17 protein-coding genes are annotated in these 14,749 nt (G+C 63.0%); 9 read left to right on the top strand and 8 right to left on the bottom strand.

Annotation, left to right across the window (positions count from 1 at the left end):
* Positions 1–4: 4 nt before the first annotated feature.
* A complete protein-coding gene (locus NKH67_RS17985; protein WP_031212724.1) occupies positions 5–391 on the bottom strand; it encodes a DUF2794 domain-containing protein in 387 nt (128 codons plus the stop codon).
* Positions 392–998: 607 nt separating this feature from the next.
* Positions 999–1,748 carry a DUF1223 domain-containing protein gene (locus tag NKH67_RS17980; RefSeq protein WP_352470828.1) on the bottom strand — a complete coding sequence of 250 codons (750 nt, stop codon included), beginning with the start codon at positions 1,746–1,748 and terminating at the stop codon, positions 999–1,001.
* 175 nt (positions 1,749–1,923) lie between these two features.
* Here NKH67_RS17980 and NKH67_RS17975 point away from each other — a divergent pair, with 175 nt between their 5' ends.
* Positions 1,924–2,604, top strand: a complete 681-nt coding sequence (locus tag NKH67_RS17975) for a ceramidase domain-containing protein (RefSeq protein WP_352470827.1) — start codon at positions 1,924–1,926, stop codon at positions 2,602–2,604.
* A 92-nt stretch (positions 2,605–2,696) separates the two neighbouring features.
* Here NKH67_RS17975 and acnA read toward each other — a convergent pair whose 3' ends face one another.
* Positions 2,697–5,387 (bottom strand): aconitate hydratase AcnA, encoded by a 2,691-nt coding sequence (acnA, locus tag NKH67_RS17970; protein WP_352500813.1) that lies wholly within the window; start codon positions 5,385–5,387, stop codon positions 2,697–2,699.
* A gap of 282 nt (positions 5,388–5,669) precedes the next feature.
* Here acnA and ccmA point away from each other — a divergent pair, with 282 nt between their 5' ends.
* From ccmA to NKH67_RS17940, 6 genes are all read left to right on the top strand, one after another.
* A complete protein-coding gene (ccmA, locus tag NKH67_RS17965; RefSeq protein ID WP_352491649.1) occupies positions 5,670–6,269 on the top strand; it encodes a heme ABC exporter ATP-binding protein CcmA in 600 nt (199 codons plus the stop codon).
* Between the two features lie 37 nt (positions 6,270–6,306).
* Entirely contained in the window at positions 6,307–6,972 is a 666-nt protein-coding gene (gene ccmB, locus NKH67_RS17960; protein WP_352470824.1) for a heme exporter protein CcmB, read from the top strand.
* The gene (locus NKH67_RS17955) at positions 6,972–7,349 is read left to right on the top strand and encodes an Imm50 family immunity protein (RefSeq protein ID WP_352470823.1); all 378 of its coding nucleotides are present in this window, start codon (positions 6,972–6,974) and stop codon (positions 7,347–7,349) included. The genes ccmB and NKH67_RS17955 overlap by 1 nt, the downstream gene beginning before the upstream one ends.
* 102 nt (positions 7,350–7,451) lie before the next feature.
* Entirely contained in the window at positions 7,452–7,619 is a 168-nt protein-coding gene (gene ccmD, locus NKH67_RS17950) for a heme exporter protein CcmD (RefSeq protein WP_352456348.1), read from the top strand.
* The gene (locus NKH67_RS17945) at positions 7,616–8,191 is read left to right on the top strand and encodes a DsbE family thiol:disulfide interchange protein (RefSeq protein WP_352491647.1); all 576 of its coding nucleotides are present in this window, start codon (positions 7,616–7,618) and stop codon (positions 8,189–8,191) included. The genes ccmD and NKH67_RS17945 overlap by 4 nt, the downstream gene beginning before the upstream one ends.
* Before the next feature lie 15 nt (positions 8,192–8,206).
* Complete coding sequence (locus NKH67_RS17940) at positions 8,207–9,250, top strand: DUF2332 domain-containing protein (RefSeq protein ID WP_352500812.1); 1,044 nt, start codon at positions 8,207–8,209, stop codon at positions 9,248–9,250.
* Positions 9,251–9,266: 16 nt separating this feature from the next.
* Here NKH67_RS17940 and NKH67_RS17935 read toward each other — a convergent pair whose 3' ends face one another.
* Complete coding sequence (locus NKH67_RS17935; protein WP_023721879.1) at positions 9,267–9,434, bottom strand: hypothetical protein; 168 nt, start codon at positions 9,432–9,434, stop codon at positions 9,267–9,269.
* A gap of 264 nt (positions 9,435–9,698) precedes the next feature.
* On the opposite strand from NKH67_RS17935, the gene NKH67_RS17930 reads away from it, so the two are divergent.
* On the top strand, positions 9,699–10,616 hold the full coding sequence (locus NKH67_RS17930) for an SMP-30/gluconolactonase/LRE family protein (protein ID WP_352470820.1): 918 nt from the start codon (positions 9,699–9,701) through the stop codon (positions 10,614–10,616).
* Positions 10,617–10,648: 32 nt separating this feature from the next.
* Entirely contained in the window at positions 10,649–10,858 is a 210-nt protein-coding gene (locus tag NKH67_RS17925) for a tautomerase family protein (protein ID WP_352470819.1), read from the top strand.
* Between the two features lie 286 nt (positions 10,859–11,144).
* On the opposite strand, the gene NKH67_RS17920 is transcribed toward NKH67_RS17925, so the two are convergent.
* The 4 genes from NKH67_RS17920 to ftsY form a co-directional block, all read right to left on the bottom strand.
* Complete coding sequence (locus NKH67_RS17920) at positions 11,145–11,678, bottom strand: NADPH-dependent FMN reductase (RefSeq protein WP_352470913.1); 534 nt, start codon at positions 11,676–11,678, stop codon at positions 11,145–11,147.
* Between the two features lie 40 nt (positions 11,679–11,718).
* On the bottom strand, positions 11,719–12,339 hold the full coding sequence (locus NKH67_RS17915; RefSeq protein WP_352470818.1) for a pyridoxamine 5'-phosphate oxidase family protein: 621 nt from the start codon (positions 12,337–12,339) through the stop codon (positions 11,719–11,721).
* A 90-nt stretch (positions 12,340–12,429) separates the two neighbouring features.
* Positions 12,430–13,095 carry a septation protein A gene (locus tag NKH67_RS17910; protein WP_352470912.1) on the bottom strand — a complete coding sequence of 222 codons (666 nt, stop codon included), beginning with the start codon at positions 13,093–13,095 and terminating at the stop codon, positions 12,430–12,432.
* A gap of 60 nt (positions 13,096–13,155) precedes the next feature.
* Positions 13,156–14,745 carry a signal recognition particle-docking protein FtsY gene (ftsY, locus tag NKH67_RS17905; protein ID WP_352470817.1) on the bottom strand — a complete coding sequence of 530 codons (1,590 nt, stop codon included), beginning with the start codon at positions 14,743–14,745 and terminating at the stop codon, positions 13,156–13,158.
* Between the last annotated feature and the right edge of the window lie 4 nt (positions 14,746–14,749).

The raw sequence follows: 14,749 nt of genomic DNA, 5'->3' as shown, positions 1-14,749 counted from the left end.
AGGGTTACGCCTCGACCAGCTTCAGTGTTCGGTCGAACACGCCAAGCACCCGGCCGAGTTCCTGGCCGCGCTTGAGGATGCGCCCGCCGGCGGCGATGACGGCGAACGCGCCTTGCCGGCGCGCCAGCTTCGGATCCTTGACGATCTGGAAAAGCGGCACTTCGCTGGTGCGGCGGAAGACGGAAAAAACGGCGCGGTCGGCGAGATGGTCGATGGCATAGTCGCGCCACTCATTGGCGGCAACCATACGGCCGTAGAGCCTGAGGATCTGGTCCAGTTCGCGCCGGTCGAACCGCACCGGCTGGTCGAGGCGTTCGCGTCTTGCCTCATGCAGCGGGATCAATATTGCGGATGCGTCCCCATCCTCCGTCCCGCTGCTGCGATCAGTCATGCCTGGATCCTCGCAATGAATCGTACGCCGACCAAAGTTGGCGCTTTCGTTGCCGAATTGCAAGGCCCGGCCGGGCAACGGCAGCACCGCGCGGTTTCTCCAGCGTCCAGTCACGTTTGCGAAACGCCTGTTGAAATTGGTGATGCTTTGCCACAATCCTGCCCTTTTTTATCCGTGCTCATGCCCCAATGTCCGACGAATTTACCGGCGTTGCCTGAGACGGTTCGGTCCGGCACCGGCTCGTAAACCCCAAGCCCCCCGCCCACGGGTCTGCGTCGGATCGAACCAACCTCGGTTTTTCCTTGGAAAGATCGGGTGCGACGATCCCAAAACCTAAATGACCGGCGTCAGAAGCAAGCTGACGCCGGTTTTTTATTGGCCGTGGCGATGCGATCCATCCAGATAGGCTGTCGTCGGAGGCTTGAGCGCGGTTATCCCTTCTCCCCTTGTGGGAGAAGGTGTCGCCGAAGGCGACGGATGAGGGGTGTTCCAGCTTGGCAATTTCCTTGAAATCGCCGCCGCCTCAATTCTTCCAGCACCCCTCAACCGTCTCGGCGCTGCGCGCCGATCCACCTTCTCCCACAAGGGGAGAAGGAGAGGTCCCCGCTTAAGGCTTGCGGATAAAGGCTGCGCCCAGGATCGGCCCGGGCATGCCGTCCTTGCCGACCGACTGCAGCAGCACGGCGCAGCCGCCCTTCTTGGCGATCTCGCTCATCGGCAGTTCGTAGCGCTGCGCCTTGCCGTGCCACATGCCGGCGGTCTGGATGCTGGAGACGGCGTTCCAGTAGGTCATGCTGCGGCCGCTGTTTTCGCCCTTGCCGATCTTTATCGTCTGCGGCGGATTGAAATAGACGATGACGACATGCGCGTCGGTTGGGCCGGTCACAGCGTCGCCGGCATCGATCATGACGCGATCGCTGGTCCGGCTGACCTTGATGCCGACGCGCATGCCTTCGCCGACCCTCTCCATGCGGGCCAGCGCGCCGTCGACTTCCTTGCGGCTGGCGCCGTTGACATGGCTGCGGCCGTTTATGACGGCTTGCGGGGTGTAGACGGAACGACTGCCGAAGGCGCGCATATACTCGTATTGCCGCTCGGTATTTTCCTTGCGGCTCAGCGTGTCCTGCCAGCCGAGGTAATCCCAATAATCGACATGATAGGCGAGCGCGACGATGTCCTCTTTGGCGGCGAGCTCGGCGAAGAATTCATCTGCCGGCGGACAGGAGTTGCATCCCTGGCTGGTGAAGAGCTCGACGACGCCTAATGGCTTGTCGGTTGGCTCGGCAAGGGCCCTGCCGGCAAACGCCGAGAGGGCCAGCGCAAGGGCCGCAAGCCGCAATGGTCTTCGAGATGGCATAGCCGTTCCGATCCCGCCGGTGACGCCGGCTTTGTTCTGGTTGTCGAAATATGTGGCAGAAGCGGCAGTCAACGGGAAGTCACGTTGCGGTGAAATTTTGCCGTTGCAACCGCTGGCAAGGGCGCAATAGGTGGACTTGCACTTTACGATGGAAGCGATTCGGGCGGCAATCAGCATGTGGCAATCTCTCCTGGCGCCGGTCGACCTCTATTGCGAACGGACGGGGCCGGAATTCTGGGCCGAGCCGCTCAATGCGCTGAGCAATCTGGCTTTTTTTGCCGCCGGGCTATGGGGTGTCTGGCAGGTGCGCAAGCGCGGCACCGGCACCTTCGCCGAAGTGCTGGCCTGGTGGGTGGTGGCGATCGGCGTCGGCTCGTCGCTGTTCCACACCTTTGCCAACCGTGGCACGGTCTGGGCCGACGTGCTGCCGATCGCCGGGTTCACGCTGGCCTACACGCTGTTCAACCTGCGGCGTTTTCTCGGCATGAAATGGGGCAAGGCGATCGCCATTTTCGTCGCCTTCTATGCCGTCGCCGGGCTGGTGACCTTTGCCGTGCCCGACTGGCTGCGCCAGGCGTCGAACGGGACGACCGGCTATCTGCCGCCCTTCCTGGCGCTCGCCTTCTTCGGCGCCATGGTGGCGGCCAGCGGCAACCGTGCCGGCTGGTACAATCTGGCGGGCTCGGCGATCTTCGTCGTGTCGGTCATCTGCCGGATGATCGATCCGCTGGTCTGCGGCGGCTTTCCGCTCGGCACGCATTTCCTGTGGCACATATTCAACGGGCTGATGCTCGGCGTGCTGCTGGCGGCGACAGCGCGGTTCGGAAAGCCGGGAATTAGGGCAGTAGGGCAGTAGGGCAGTAGGGCAGTAGGGCAGTAGGGCAGTAGGGGATAAGTCGCTTCTCCTTGCTTCACCCTACTGCCCTACTCCCTTATTGCCCTACTCCCTTAAGCGGCCAGATCGCGCAGCACGTATTGCAGGATGCCGCCATTCTTGAAGTAGTCGAGCTCGTCCAGCGTATCGATGCGGCAGATGATCGGAACCTCTTTGACGCTGCCGTCGCCGTAGGTGATCCTGGCGATCATCTTCTGCCGCGGCTTGATGTTCCCCAGTCCGTCGATCTCGACCAGTTCGTCGCCCTTGAGGTTGAGCGAGGCCCATGAGGTGCCTTCCTCGAAGACGAAGGGGATCACGCCCATGCCGACCAAATTGGAGCGGTGGATGCGCTCGAAGGACTGGGCGATGACCGCGCGGACGCCCAGCAAATTGGTGCCCTTGGCCGCCCAGTCACGCGACGAGCCGTTGCCATATTCGACGCCGGCGAAGATGACCAGCGGCACGCCTTCCTTCTTGTATCGCATGGCGGCGTCGTAGATCGATTCCTCTTCTTTCGACGGGTAATGGATGGTGTAGCCGCCCTCGCGGCCGTTCTCGCCCAGCATGTGGTTGCGGATGCGGATGTTGGCGAAGGTGCCGCGCATCATTACCTCATGATTGCCGCGGCGCGTGCCGTACTGGTTGAAATCGGCGACGCCGACGCCGTGGTCGGTGAGGTACTTGCCGGCCGGCGAGGCCGCCTTGATCGAACCGGCCGGCGAAATGTGGTCGGTGGTGATCTTGTCGCCGAACAGACCGAGCACACGCGCGCCCTTGATATCGCCGATCTTGCCGAAGCCCGACGTCATGCCGGCGAAATAGGGCGGGTTCTGCACATAGGTGGAATTGTCGTCCCAGGCATAGGTCTGGCCTTCCGGCGCCTTGACGTTCTGCCAGTACTCGTCGCCCTTGAAGACGTCTGCATATTTGCGGGCGAACAATTCGCGCGTGACGTTCTTCTCGATGAATTCCTGGATCTCGACCGAACTCGGCCAGATATCCTTGAGATAGACCGGATTGCCGTTGCGATCCTCGCCGAGCGGTTCGGTGGTCAGATCCTTGGTCACGGTCCCGGCCAGCGCGTGGGCGACGACCAGTGGCGGCGAGGCGAGATAGTTCGCTTGCACGTCGGGCGAGACGCGGCCTTCGAAATTGCGGTTGCCGGACAAGACTGCCGCAGCAATCAAGCCCTTATCGTTGATGGTCTTGGAGATCGGCGCCGGCAATGGGCCGGAATTGCCGATGCAGGTGGTGCAGCCGAAGCCGACCAGGTTGAAGCCGATCTGGTCGAGCTCCTTCTGCAGGCCGGATTTCTCGAGATATTCGGCGACGACCTGGCTGCCCGGCGCCAATGAGGTCTTGACCCACGGCTTCTGCTTGAGGCCGAGCCGGTTGGCATTGCGCGCCAACAGCCCGGCGCCGATCAGCACGCTCGGGTTCGATGTGTTGGTGCAGGAGGTGATGGCGGCGATGACCACATCGCCATGGCCAAGATCGTAGCTCGTGCCCTCGACGGCATAGCGCTTGTCGATTTCGGCGGCCTTCCTGTATTCGGACTCCATGGCCTTGGCGAAGCCAGCCGGAATGTCTTCAAGTGCGACCCGGCCTTCCGGCCGCTTCGGGCCGGCCATCGACGGGACGACACTGCCGAGATCGAGCTCCAGCAGGTCGGTGAAGACCGGATCGGCCGAGCCGGCATCGCGCCACAAGCCTTGCGCCTTCGAATAGGCCTCGACCAGGGCGATGCGGCTTTCGTCGCGACCGGACATTGTCAGATAGCGGATGGTTTCGCTGTCGACCGGGAAGAAGCCGCAGGTGGCGCCATATTCCGGCGCCATGTTGCCGATGGTGGCGCGGTCGGCCAGCGTCATGTTGGACAGGCCCGGCCCGAAGAATTCGACGAACTTGCCGACGACGCCCTTCTTGCGCAGCATCTGGGTGACGGTGAGCACCAGGTCGGTGGCGGTGACGCCTTCCCTCAGCCTGCCGGTGAGCCGGAAGCCGATGACTTCAGGCAGCAGCATCGAGACCGGCTGGCCAAGCATCGCGGCCTCCGCCTCGATGCCGCCGACGCCCCAGCCGAGCACGCCGAGGCCGTTGATCATCGTGGTATGTGAATCGGTGCCGACGCAGGTGTCGGGATAGGCGGTGGTCTCGCCGTCTTCGCTGTTGGTCCACACGACCTGGCCGAGATATTCGAGATTGACCTGATGGCAGATGCCGGTGCCGGGCGGCACGACGCGGAAATTGCGGAACGCCTGCTGGCCCCATTTCAGGAACTTGTAGCGTTCCTCGTTGCGCTCATATTCAAGCTCGACATTGCGAGCGAAAGCCAACGGCGTGCCGAATTCGTCGACGATGACCGAGTGGTCGATGACCAGATCGACCGGCACCAGCGGATTGATCTTTTGCGGATCGCCGCCGAGCGAGGCCATGGCGTCGCGCATGGCGGCAAGGTCGACCACGGCTGGAACGCCGGTGAAATCCTGCATCAGCACGCGAGCCGGGCGATAGGCGATCTCGACGCCGGCGGTGCCCCGGTCAGTCAGCCAGCCGGCGACCGCCTGGATGCTCTCCTTGGTAACGGAACGGCCGTCCTCGTTGCGCAGCAGATTCTCCAGCAGCACCTTCATCGAATAGGGCAATTGGGCAATACCGGTGAGGCCGTTCTTTTCGGCCTCGACAAGGTCATAGTAAATGTACTCGGTGCCGCTGGCGGTCAGCGTGCGGCGGCAATTGAAGCTGTCGAGTGATTTGGACACGTGCGATCCCTAACTGTCGGTTGCCGGAAGGGAACGGACGCCAGTGGGCATGCAAATCACGCGCAAAGGTGCGGGTACGGCCATTTCCGCTATCCGTTCCCAAGCGTCCGGGCCGTTCAAGGCGGCACGCGCGCTGGTTCGGCGCAAATTCGGTTCCCGTGCCGACCGCTGGCACGGATGATGCGGATATAGAGAATTTTCTGGAATAGTTCTAGACACGGAATCGCCATTTTTGCTGCGGCGCACCGAAGCCGCGCCTGAACTTTCGGCGAAGGGGGACGGATGCGGCTGATCGCCGAAAATCTGGGCGGCGAACGCGGCGGCGAGACGGTATTTTCCGGCATCGAATTCGCGCTGGGGGATGGCCAGGCGCTGGTCGTCACCGGGCCGAACGGCGCCGGCAAATCGACGCTGCTCAGGATCGTCGCCGGACTGTTGCCGGTGGCGGCAGGCCGTGTGCGGCTCGAAGGTGGTGGCGAAGACTTTCCGTCGGCCGCCTCGGCGTGTCACTATCTCGGCCACCTCAACGCGATGAAGACGGCGCTGAGCGTTACGGAAAACCTGTGCTTCTGGCGCGATTTTTCGGGCGCCGGTTCCGCGGGTGTTGAAGAGGCGCTGGAAACCGTCGGGCTGGGCGGCATCGGCCATCTGCCTTTCGGCTATCTCTCGACCGGGCAACGTCGCCGCGCGGCGATTGCAAAACTGCTGGTAAGCCACCGGCCATTGTGGCTGCTCGATGAGCCGACGGCAGGACTGGACAAGGCTTCGGAGGAGAGATTCGGCGAATTGATGGGGAAACACCTCGAGAGTGGGGGGATCGTGGTTGCGGCGACGCATTTGCCGCTGGGGATCGAGGGAAAGGAATTGAGGATGACCGGCTGATGTTGGCATTCCTTCACGGGCGAAAGCATCTCACATCATGCTAGCCCTCTTCCTGCGCGACATCCGCCTGAGTATCCGCGCCGGCGGCGGGGCGCTTACCGGCGTGATTTTCTTTCTCGCCGTTATCGCGACCATCCCCTTCGGCGTCGGTCCCGAGCTGAAGCTGCTGGCCCGCATCGGCCCGGCGATCCTGTGGATCGCCGCATTGCTGGCCTGCTTGCTCGGCCTCGACCGGCTGTTCCAGGCCGACCGCGAGGACGGCTCGCTCGATCTTCTGGTGCTTGGCAACGACCGGCACATGCTGGCCTTGACCGTTCTGACGAAATGCCTGGCGCATTGGGCGGGAAGCGTGCTGCCGCTGGTCATCGCCGCTCCCTTGCTCGGCCTGTTCATGAACATGGAGCCCATCGGCATCGGTGCGACGGCGCTGACGCTTCTGGTCGGTACGCCGGCGATCACCTTCATCGGTGCCGCCGGTGCCGCGGTGGCGGTGGCGCTGCCGCGCGGGGGCCTGCTGATCTCGGTGCTGGTGCTGCCGCTAACCATTCCCGTGCTGATCTTCGGCGTATCAGCAAGCTATGGCGCGGTGGCGAACCCCGATCCTTTTCTGCAGCCCTTCCTCATTCTCGCCGCGCTGACCCTGTTCCTTGCCGTGCTCGGGCCGGTGGCGGCGGCGCTGGCGCTTCGGCACGGAACGGATTGATGTGGCCGCTGCGCATAGAGAACCCGATCTTTCTCCAGACAATCTACGGCAACTATCCGGACCTGTCTTCCGTCGAGGTAACCAAGGCCGAAATCAATCGTGAAGGGCCTAGCATGTACCTTTCCTTCATCTCGACCGTCCTCCCCTACCGGCCCCCCGCCAAATGGGCGGCGTTCAATGCCGTGTCTTTCGGGCTTGAGTTCATCGCGGTCGAATCGATTAGCCTTCGCAAGTTCCGGAGCCATGGCTGGAGTGCAATCAGGATGTGGGATGACGCCGGTAGAATCCTGCTTACCTGCGAAGGGGCTGTCAGGCTGTCTCTGACGTGCCAATACATGCGTATCAAAAACATATCAGGTGTTTTGCGTTCGCAGTGACCTTCGGCTTGCGATAACCGCAAATCTGCCGCAGACCCGTTCATTGCGACAAACAGCCGGTGAGGCTATGAATTCCGCCGTGAGAAGCCTTGGATCGGGAAAATGAGCGTTCACGCCCTTTATGTCACCGCCGCCTATGCGATCACGGCCGTGGTGCTGGGTGGGCTGATCGGCTGGATTCTGCTCGACCAGCGCGGCCGCAAGCGAGAGCTTGCCGAGCTGGAGGCATCCGGCGTGCGCCGGCGCTCCGATAAGGCAGTAAAATCATGAGCACGGAAACCCAAACACCGGCGCGCCGCCGCCTGATCGTGCTGCTGCCGCTGGTGGTCTTTCTCGGGCTGGCGGGATTGTTCCTGGCGCAGCTTTTGTCCGGGCGCGACGTGTCGGAAGTGCCGTCAGCGCTGATCGGCCTGCCGGCGCCGCAGACCAACCTGCCGGCGCTCGAAGGCACCAATTTGCCGGGCCTCGATTCAAAACAGTTCGCCGGCAAGGTGACGCTGGTCAACGTCTTCGCGTCCTGGTGCGCGCCGTGCCGCGAAGAGCATCCTGTGCTGCTGGCGCTGTCGCAGGACAGACGCTTCGTCATGGCGGCGCTGAACTACAAGGACCAGCCGGAAAACGCCCGTCGGTTCCTTGGCGATCTCGGCAATCCATTCCAGGCGATCGGCGTCGACCAAGCCGGACGCACGGCGATCGACTGGGGTGTCTACGGCGTGCCGGAAACCTTCGTCATCGGCAAGGATGGCAAGATCGCCTATAAGCATGTCGGGCCGCTGACGCCGGACTCGGCGCGGACGCTGCTGTTACCCGAAATCGAGAAGGCGCTCGCGGCTCCGGGCTGAGACACCTGAAACGCGATGGACGAACGAGACATCCGCGATCATTTTCTGGCACAGGCGAAAGCCTGCGATGGACTTGGCTCGCCTTTCACCGCGAATTTATGCCGTGCGCTCGCTAAGGTTCTCGACGCAAACACCAGGACCGGGCAGGCGGTGCTCGGTTGGCCGGGCGACGCGCGCGCCGACGCCCTCGCATTGCGGCTTTGCGGCGCGCTGCATGGGTTGGTCCTGACGGGTGCCAATGAGCGATTGGCACTGATCTATCCGCCCAACCAGACAAGCGAATCCGAGATCGCGGCGGTGCTGCCGGAGGCAATTGCGCGATCCGACGAGCGGATCGTCGCCGGCCTCGCCGGTGCGCCGCAGACCAATGAAATCGCCCGGTCGGCGATGCTGCTGCCTGGATTTCTGACGGTCGCGCGGGAAACCGGCCTGCCGCTGGACTTGTGCGAGATTGGCGCCAGCGCTGGGCTCAATCTCCTGTTCGACAGCTTTCACTACCGCTACGGCGATGCCGAGTGGGGCGACCGGACCTCCACCGTTCGGTTGGCGCCGGAGGTGCGCGGACTCGCTGTTCCGCTTGGTAGAGCGATCGACGTCCGCCACCGCGCCGGCTGTGACATCGCGCCGGTAGATGTCGCCGACGCAGCCACACGGTTACGGCTTCGGTCTTACGTCTGGGCCGATCAGGCTACGCGGCTGGCCCGGCTCGACGCTGCGCTGTCACTTGCCGAAAAGTTTCGACCGCCACTTGTCAAAGCGGACGCGGCGGATTTTGTCGGGAAGGCGCTGGCCGCGCGGCAGGAGGGTGGCGCTTTTGTGCTCTATCATTCGATCATGTGGCAATACCTGCCGCGGGCGACCAAGGATGCGATCATCGTCGCCCTGGAGCAGGCGGGCAGACAGGCCACGGCCGCTGCGCCTATCGCAAGGCTGAGGATGGAGCCGCGCGATCCCACAAACAATTGGGCGGTACTCAGCCTGACTTTATGGCCGGGCGGCGAGACGCACCGCCTGGCCCATTGCGATTACCACGGCCGCTGGATCGAATGGGTGGGCTAAGCCCGATCCCATTCACTCAGCCGTAGATCTGCTTGTGGACCTGGTAGAGCATTTCTGAGCGGTCGGCGCGCATGTCGGCGAGGTCGCGGCTGCTGAAGCTGTCGATTTCGGCGACGAGGCGGTTGTAATGCCGGCGCTTGGCGATGCTGGCGCGAGCGCGGCTCATGAGGCTGTCGATGATCATAGCGAGTTTCCTTTTGCGCCGCATTTCGCGGCCAGTTGTTCCTCCCTTGATCGATACGGAGCATGACATAGTTATGGTGCGTTGCAAAAATAAGATGTTGCAATGCACCATTGCGCTGGGCGCATAGCCGGTTAACGGGATGTGACCTGCCGTCCGGGCCAGCATTCGCTTCCATAATGCTTCAGACGCATCATCGATCTTGCCATATCGATCGCAGGCTGGCTTGATCGCGCCCTTGCCAAGCGACTGCTACCGGGAGGAACCATGGCCAGCGAATTCTACGAAGTTCTCGATCCGCGCTTTTCGCGGCTTTTCAACGGCAATGCACAGGTGGACAGGCTGTTTACCGGCTGCCGATGGGCGGAAGGACCGGCCTGGTTTGCAGCCGGGCGCTATGTGGTTTGGTCCGACATCCCGAACAATCGCATGCTGCGTTACGACGAGACCGACGGCAGCGTCAGCGTGTTCCGTCAGCCGTCCGGCAATTCCAACGGCAACACCGTCGACCGGCAAGGCCGGCTGGTTACTTGCGAGCATTCCGGCCGCCGCGTCAGCCGCACCGAGCATGACGGCTCGGTCATCACCATCACCGACAAATGGCGCGGCAAGCGGCTGAACTCGCCCAATGACGCGGTGGTCAAGTCCGATGGCTCGATCTGGTTCACCGATCCGAGCTACGGCATCGATACCGATTACGAGGGCGACAAGGCCGAAAGCGAGATCGGCGCCTGCCATGTCTACCGGGTCGATCCCGGCACCGGCGAGACCGAGGCGGTGATCACCGACATGGTCAGGCCCAACGGGCTCGCCTTCTCGCTCGACGAGAGCAAGCTCTATGTCGCAGATACCGGCCGCACGCATGGTGCGCAAAACCCAGCGCACATCCGGGTGTTCAATGTCGGCCAGGGCGGCAAGACGGTCTCAGGCGAAAAGGTCTTTGCCGACTGCACCGCCGGCCTGTTCGACGGTTTCAGGCTGGATGCGGACGGCCGCATCTGGACCAGCACCGCCGACGGGGTCCATTGCTACGATCCAGACGGGACGCTGATCGGCAAGGTCAAGGTACCAGAAGTCGTTGCTAATTGCGTGTTCGGCGGCAACAAGCTGAACTGCCTCTACATCGCCGGCACCACATCGCTCTACATGGTCCGGCTCATGGTCAACGGCGCCAAAACCTACTGAGCGGCTGCCAAGCATATGCAAGGGAGGGAACCATGCCATTCGTGAATATCCGCCTGGTCAAGGAGGTGATTGCCGACGACCCGGCCGGCAAAAAGGCCGCGATCGCCGCCCAGGTGACAGCGGCCATCACCGGCGTCACCGGCCTGACCAACAACGATGTCTGGGTGGTTTTCGAGGAGGTCGCTGCACGCGACTGGTTCGTCGGCGGGACCGACGTCGAGACGCGGAGACGGAAGGGCTAATCTCCCGACGGAACGGCAGCGAGGCGGAAGTTTGCGAGAGGCCTGCGGGACAGCGCCCCCTCTGCCCTGCCGGCCATCTCCCCCACGAGGGCCCACTTGGGGGAGATCGGCAGCTTCGTCGCCTAGCCCGTCTTTCACCGTTGGAGGTTGGCGAAAGCGGGGATGACGGCCAATCTCCCTCCAAGAGGGGGAGATGTCCGGCAGGACAGAGGGGGGCGCGAAGGATCGCCGACGCTCGCTTCGCGTTCGCTCTGCCCTGGGATAACGACAGCACGATGGCCGCCACTTAACGCGAGCGGATGAACTCCGCGAAGGCGGATAGGGCATCGCGCATCGTCAGCCGGTTTTCCGGCTGCGATAAGATATCCTCCACCTCCGGCGGCTTCTTGCCGAGCAGCGCTATTTCGAGCGCTGCCTCCCCATAGAGCGCGAAAGACATTGTCCGCATGACCTCGGCCAGTGCGGCGCGGGCAAACAGCGAGCGCGGCGAGGCGTGGACCAGCATGGCCGGTTTGCCGACGGCGGCATCGCGCGACACCAGCCAGTCGAGCGCGTTCTTCAGGCCGCCTGGCATACCGTGGGCATATTCCGGGCAGGAGACAATGAGGCCGTCAGCGGCGGTGACCGCGTCGATCAGCGCCGCTGCTTGCGGCGGCGTCCGCTCGCCTTCGTCGTCGGGGTTGAAGATCGGCAGCCGGCCAAGTCCATCGTAGACGGAGACGTGACAGTCCGGCGGCGCGTTTTGCGCGAGTGCCGCGACCAGGGCCGAATTGGTCGAGGCGGCGCGCAGGCTGCCGGAGATGGCGAGGATGTTCAGCAAAGGAATGGAGACCGGCTTGGGCGATTCGTTGCCGGGCACGCTACCACATGGTCTCCCTGTATTCCTCATCCAGCCAGCGGTCGGTCGCCTCGGCCGAATCGGCGAGCGCCAGCTGGTCGCGCAGGATCTGGCCGAGCGTCGGCAGCGTCGCGCGGTCGTACCAGCTCTCCGGCTTCCACAGTTCGGAGCGCATGAAGGCCTTGGCGCAATGCATATAGGCGGCCTTGACCGTCACCACGACGACGCTTTGCGGCGCCTTGCCGTCGACCGCCAGCCGCTCGCGTAACGCCGCATCGACGGTTATGCGGGCATCGCCGTTGACACGCAGCGTCTCGTTCATGCCGGGAATGAGGAAGAGCAGCCCGACCGAGGGATTGAGAAGGATGTTGTCCAGCGTGTCGAGCCGGTTGTTGCCCGGCCGGTCGGGGATGGCGATGGTCTTCTCGTCGAGCACTGCCACAAAACCCGGCCTGTCGCCCTTGGGCGTCACATCGGCATTGCCGGCGCCGTCGGACGAGCCGATCAGCACGAACGGGCTCTTGCCGATGAATGAACGGCAGTGGCCGTCCAATGTCTTCAATTCCTTGCGGATCGAGCCGTCGGTCAGCCGAGGCGTCTTGTAGATCGTCCTCAACTCGTCGCGCGTGGTGATGAATTCCATGCCCCTCTCCCCTTATTCTGATGCAATTCCCTAGGGAAAACGCTACGCGCTTTTCCCGGGAAAACCGCTACACACTTTCCTGGAATTGCTCTATTTGCCGGCCTTCTCTTCCTTGCCGGCCTTGTCCTCGAGCGAATGGCGCAGGATCAACGGCATTTGGCTTAACGTGAAGACAAGGGTAATGGGAATCGTGCCCCAGACCTTGAAATAAAGCCAGGCTTCCTCAGAAAAGTTGCGCCACACGATCTCGTTCAGCGCAGCCAGAAAAAGGAAGAAGAGTCCCCATCGGAAAGTGAGCTTGCGCCAGCCTTCGGCGTCGAGATTGAAGGCGGAATCAAAGACATAGCCCAACAGCGATCTGCCAAACGCCAACCCGCCAAGCAACGTGATGCCGAACAGGCTGTTGATGATTGTCGGCTTCATGAAAGCGAAGGTCTTGTCCTGCAGCCACAGCGCCAGCGCGCCAAACACAAACACCACGATGGCCGAGACCAACGGCATGATCGGCCAGCTGCGCGTCAAAATCCACGAAACGCTGAGCGATAGCGCCGTCGCCACCATAAAGAACGCTGTGGCAATCAGGATAGGCTCGCCGATATGGCCGAGGATCGGAAACTTCCCGACAAGCCACGCGCCGCGGATGGTGGTGAAAAAGAACACCAGGCCAGGCCCGAGTTCGAGCAGGAATTTCAGGCCGGGGTTCAACGTCCTGCGTCGCGGATCGGACGGGTCGCCTTCGAGGATGGGTGGGTTCATAGCGTCCTTCTTACGCATGATCCAATCCAAAGAGCCTGCAACTTTTCGGAATCATGCTCGTCAAGCCACTCCAGCGATCGCCCTGGCGAATTCGCTTGCGGAAAAGGGTTCGAGGTCGTCGACCTGTTCGCCGACGCCGATGAAATAGACCGGCAATTTGTGCTTTGCCGCGATCGCCACCAGAATACCGCCGCGCGCCGTGCCGTCCAGCTTGGTCATTACCAGGCCGTTGACGCCGGCGACATTGCGGAAGATCTCGACCTGGTTGAGCGCATTCTGGCCGGTGGTGGCATCGACCGTCTGCAGCACGGTGTGCGGCGCTTCCGGATCGAGCTTGCCCAGTACCCGGACGATCTTTTCCAGTTCCGCCATCAGTTCGGTCTTGTTCTGCAGCCGCCCGGCGGTGTCGATGATCAGCACGTCGGAGCCGGCCTCCTTCGCGCGCTCGAATGCATCGTAGGCGAGGCCGGCGGCATCGGCGCCGAGCTTCGAGGCAATGACCGGCGAGTTGGTACGCTCGCCCCAGATCTTCAGCTGCTCGATCGCGGCGGCGCGAAAAGTGTCGCCGGCGGCGAGCATCACCGAGAGGCCGCCATCGGTCAGCTTTGCCGCCAGCTTGCCGATGGTTGTGGTCTTGCCGGTGCCGTTGACACCGACGACCAGGATGACATGCGGCTTGTGGCTGAGATCGAGTTCTAGCGGCATGGCGACATGGGTCAGTACCTTCTCCACCTCGGCCGCCATGATGGCGCGGACTTCGGTGTCGGAGACGTCCTTGCCGTAGCGGCTGGCGGAGAGCGCGTCGGTAACGCGCAAAGCCGTCTCCATGCCGAGATCGGCGCGGATCAGCACATCCTCCAGGTCCTGCAGCGTATCCTCGTCAAGCTTCCGCTTGGTGAAGACGCCGGCGATGTTGCCCGACAACTCCCGGGAAGACCGGGCAAGCCCGTCTCGCATGCGCTGGAACCAGGAACGCCTCGGCGCCGGTTCGGGCGCCTTCTGCGGCTCGGCTTTCTGCTCGACCTTCTTGGTTACGGTGACTTTGCCGGGGGCGGGCTTTGGCTCCGGCGCTGGTTGCGGAACGGCTTCCGGCTCGGGCTTTACCTCCCCCTCGATGGGAGGGTGGGGCGCCGGCACGACCTCCGGTTCGGGCGCGATCTCGGTCAAGATCGGTTTCGTCTCGGCCGGCGCTGGCTGGCGGATCGGGGGCGGTATTTCGGCGGGCGGGACTTCGTGCACTGGCGCTGCTGAGGGAGCCTCGGTGGGCACTACCGGCACTTCGACGGGTGCAGGTTCCGGCTGGGAGGGGACGATTTCTGGCTGCTGCGGCTCGGCCCGGATCTCCTCCGGTTCCTCAGCAGGCGTTTCCGGCTCGGGTGGAATGGTCGGCGGCGGCTCAGGCTTCTGCTCTTCCGGCGCCGGTTGCGGTGCCGGAGGCAACTCTGGTTCGACTGGCGGTGGAGGTACGGCTTCGACTTCGGGCCGCGATTCTTCGCGTTTCAAAAACTCCGGGACGGCCTGCTCGGCGGCCGGTTTCAGCGCCTCCAGTTCGTCCCATTTGATCGGCGGCAGCGGCGCGGCCTCGTCGGGCCGCTCCTCGACGACTTCCTTCTTGCCGAACGAAAATATCTTCTTGAAAAACCCAGCCATGTCT

Origin of the sequence: Mesorhizobium sp. M0968 (assembly GCF_040319065.1) — a bacterium.
Taxonomy (GTDB): domain Bacteria; phylum Pseudomonadota; class Alphaproteobacteria; order Rhizobiales; family Rhizobiaceae; genus Mesorhizobium.
The sequence above is the reverse complement of the archived record's forward strand: the minus strand, read 5'-3'. Positions and strand labels throughout refer to the sequence as shown.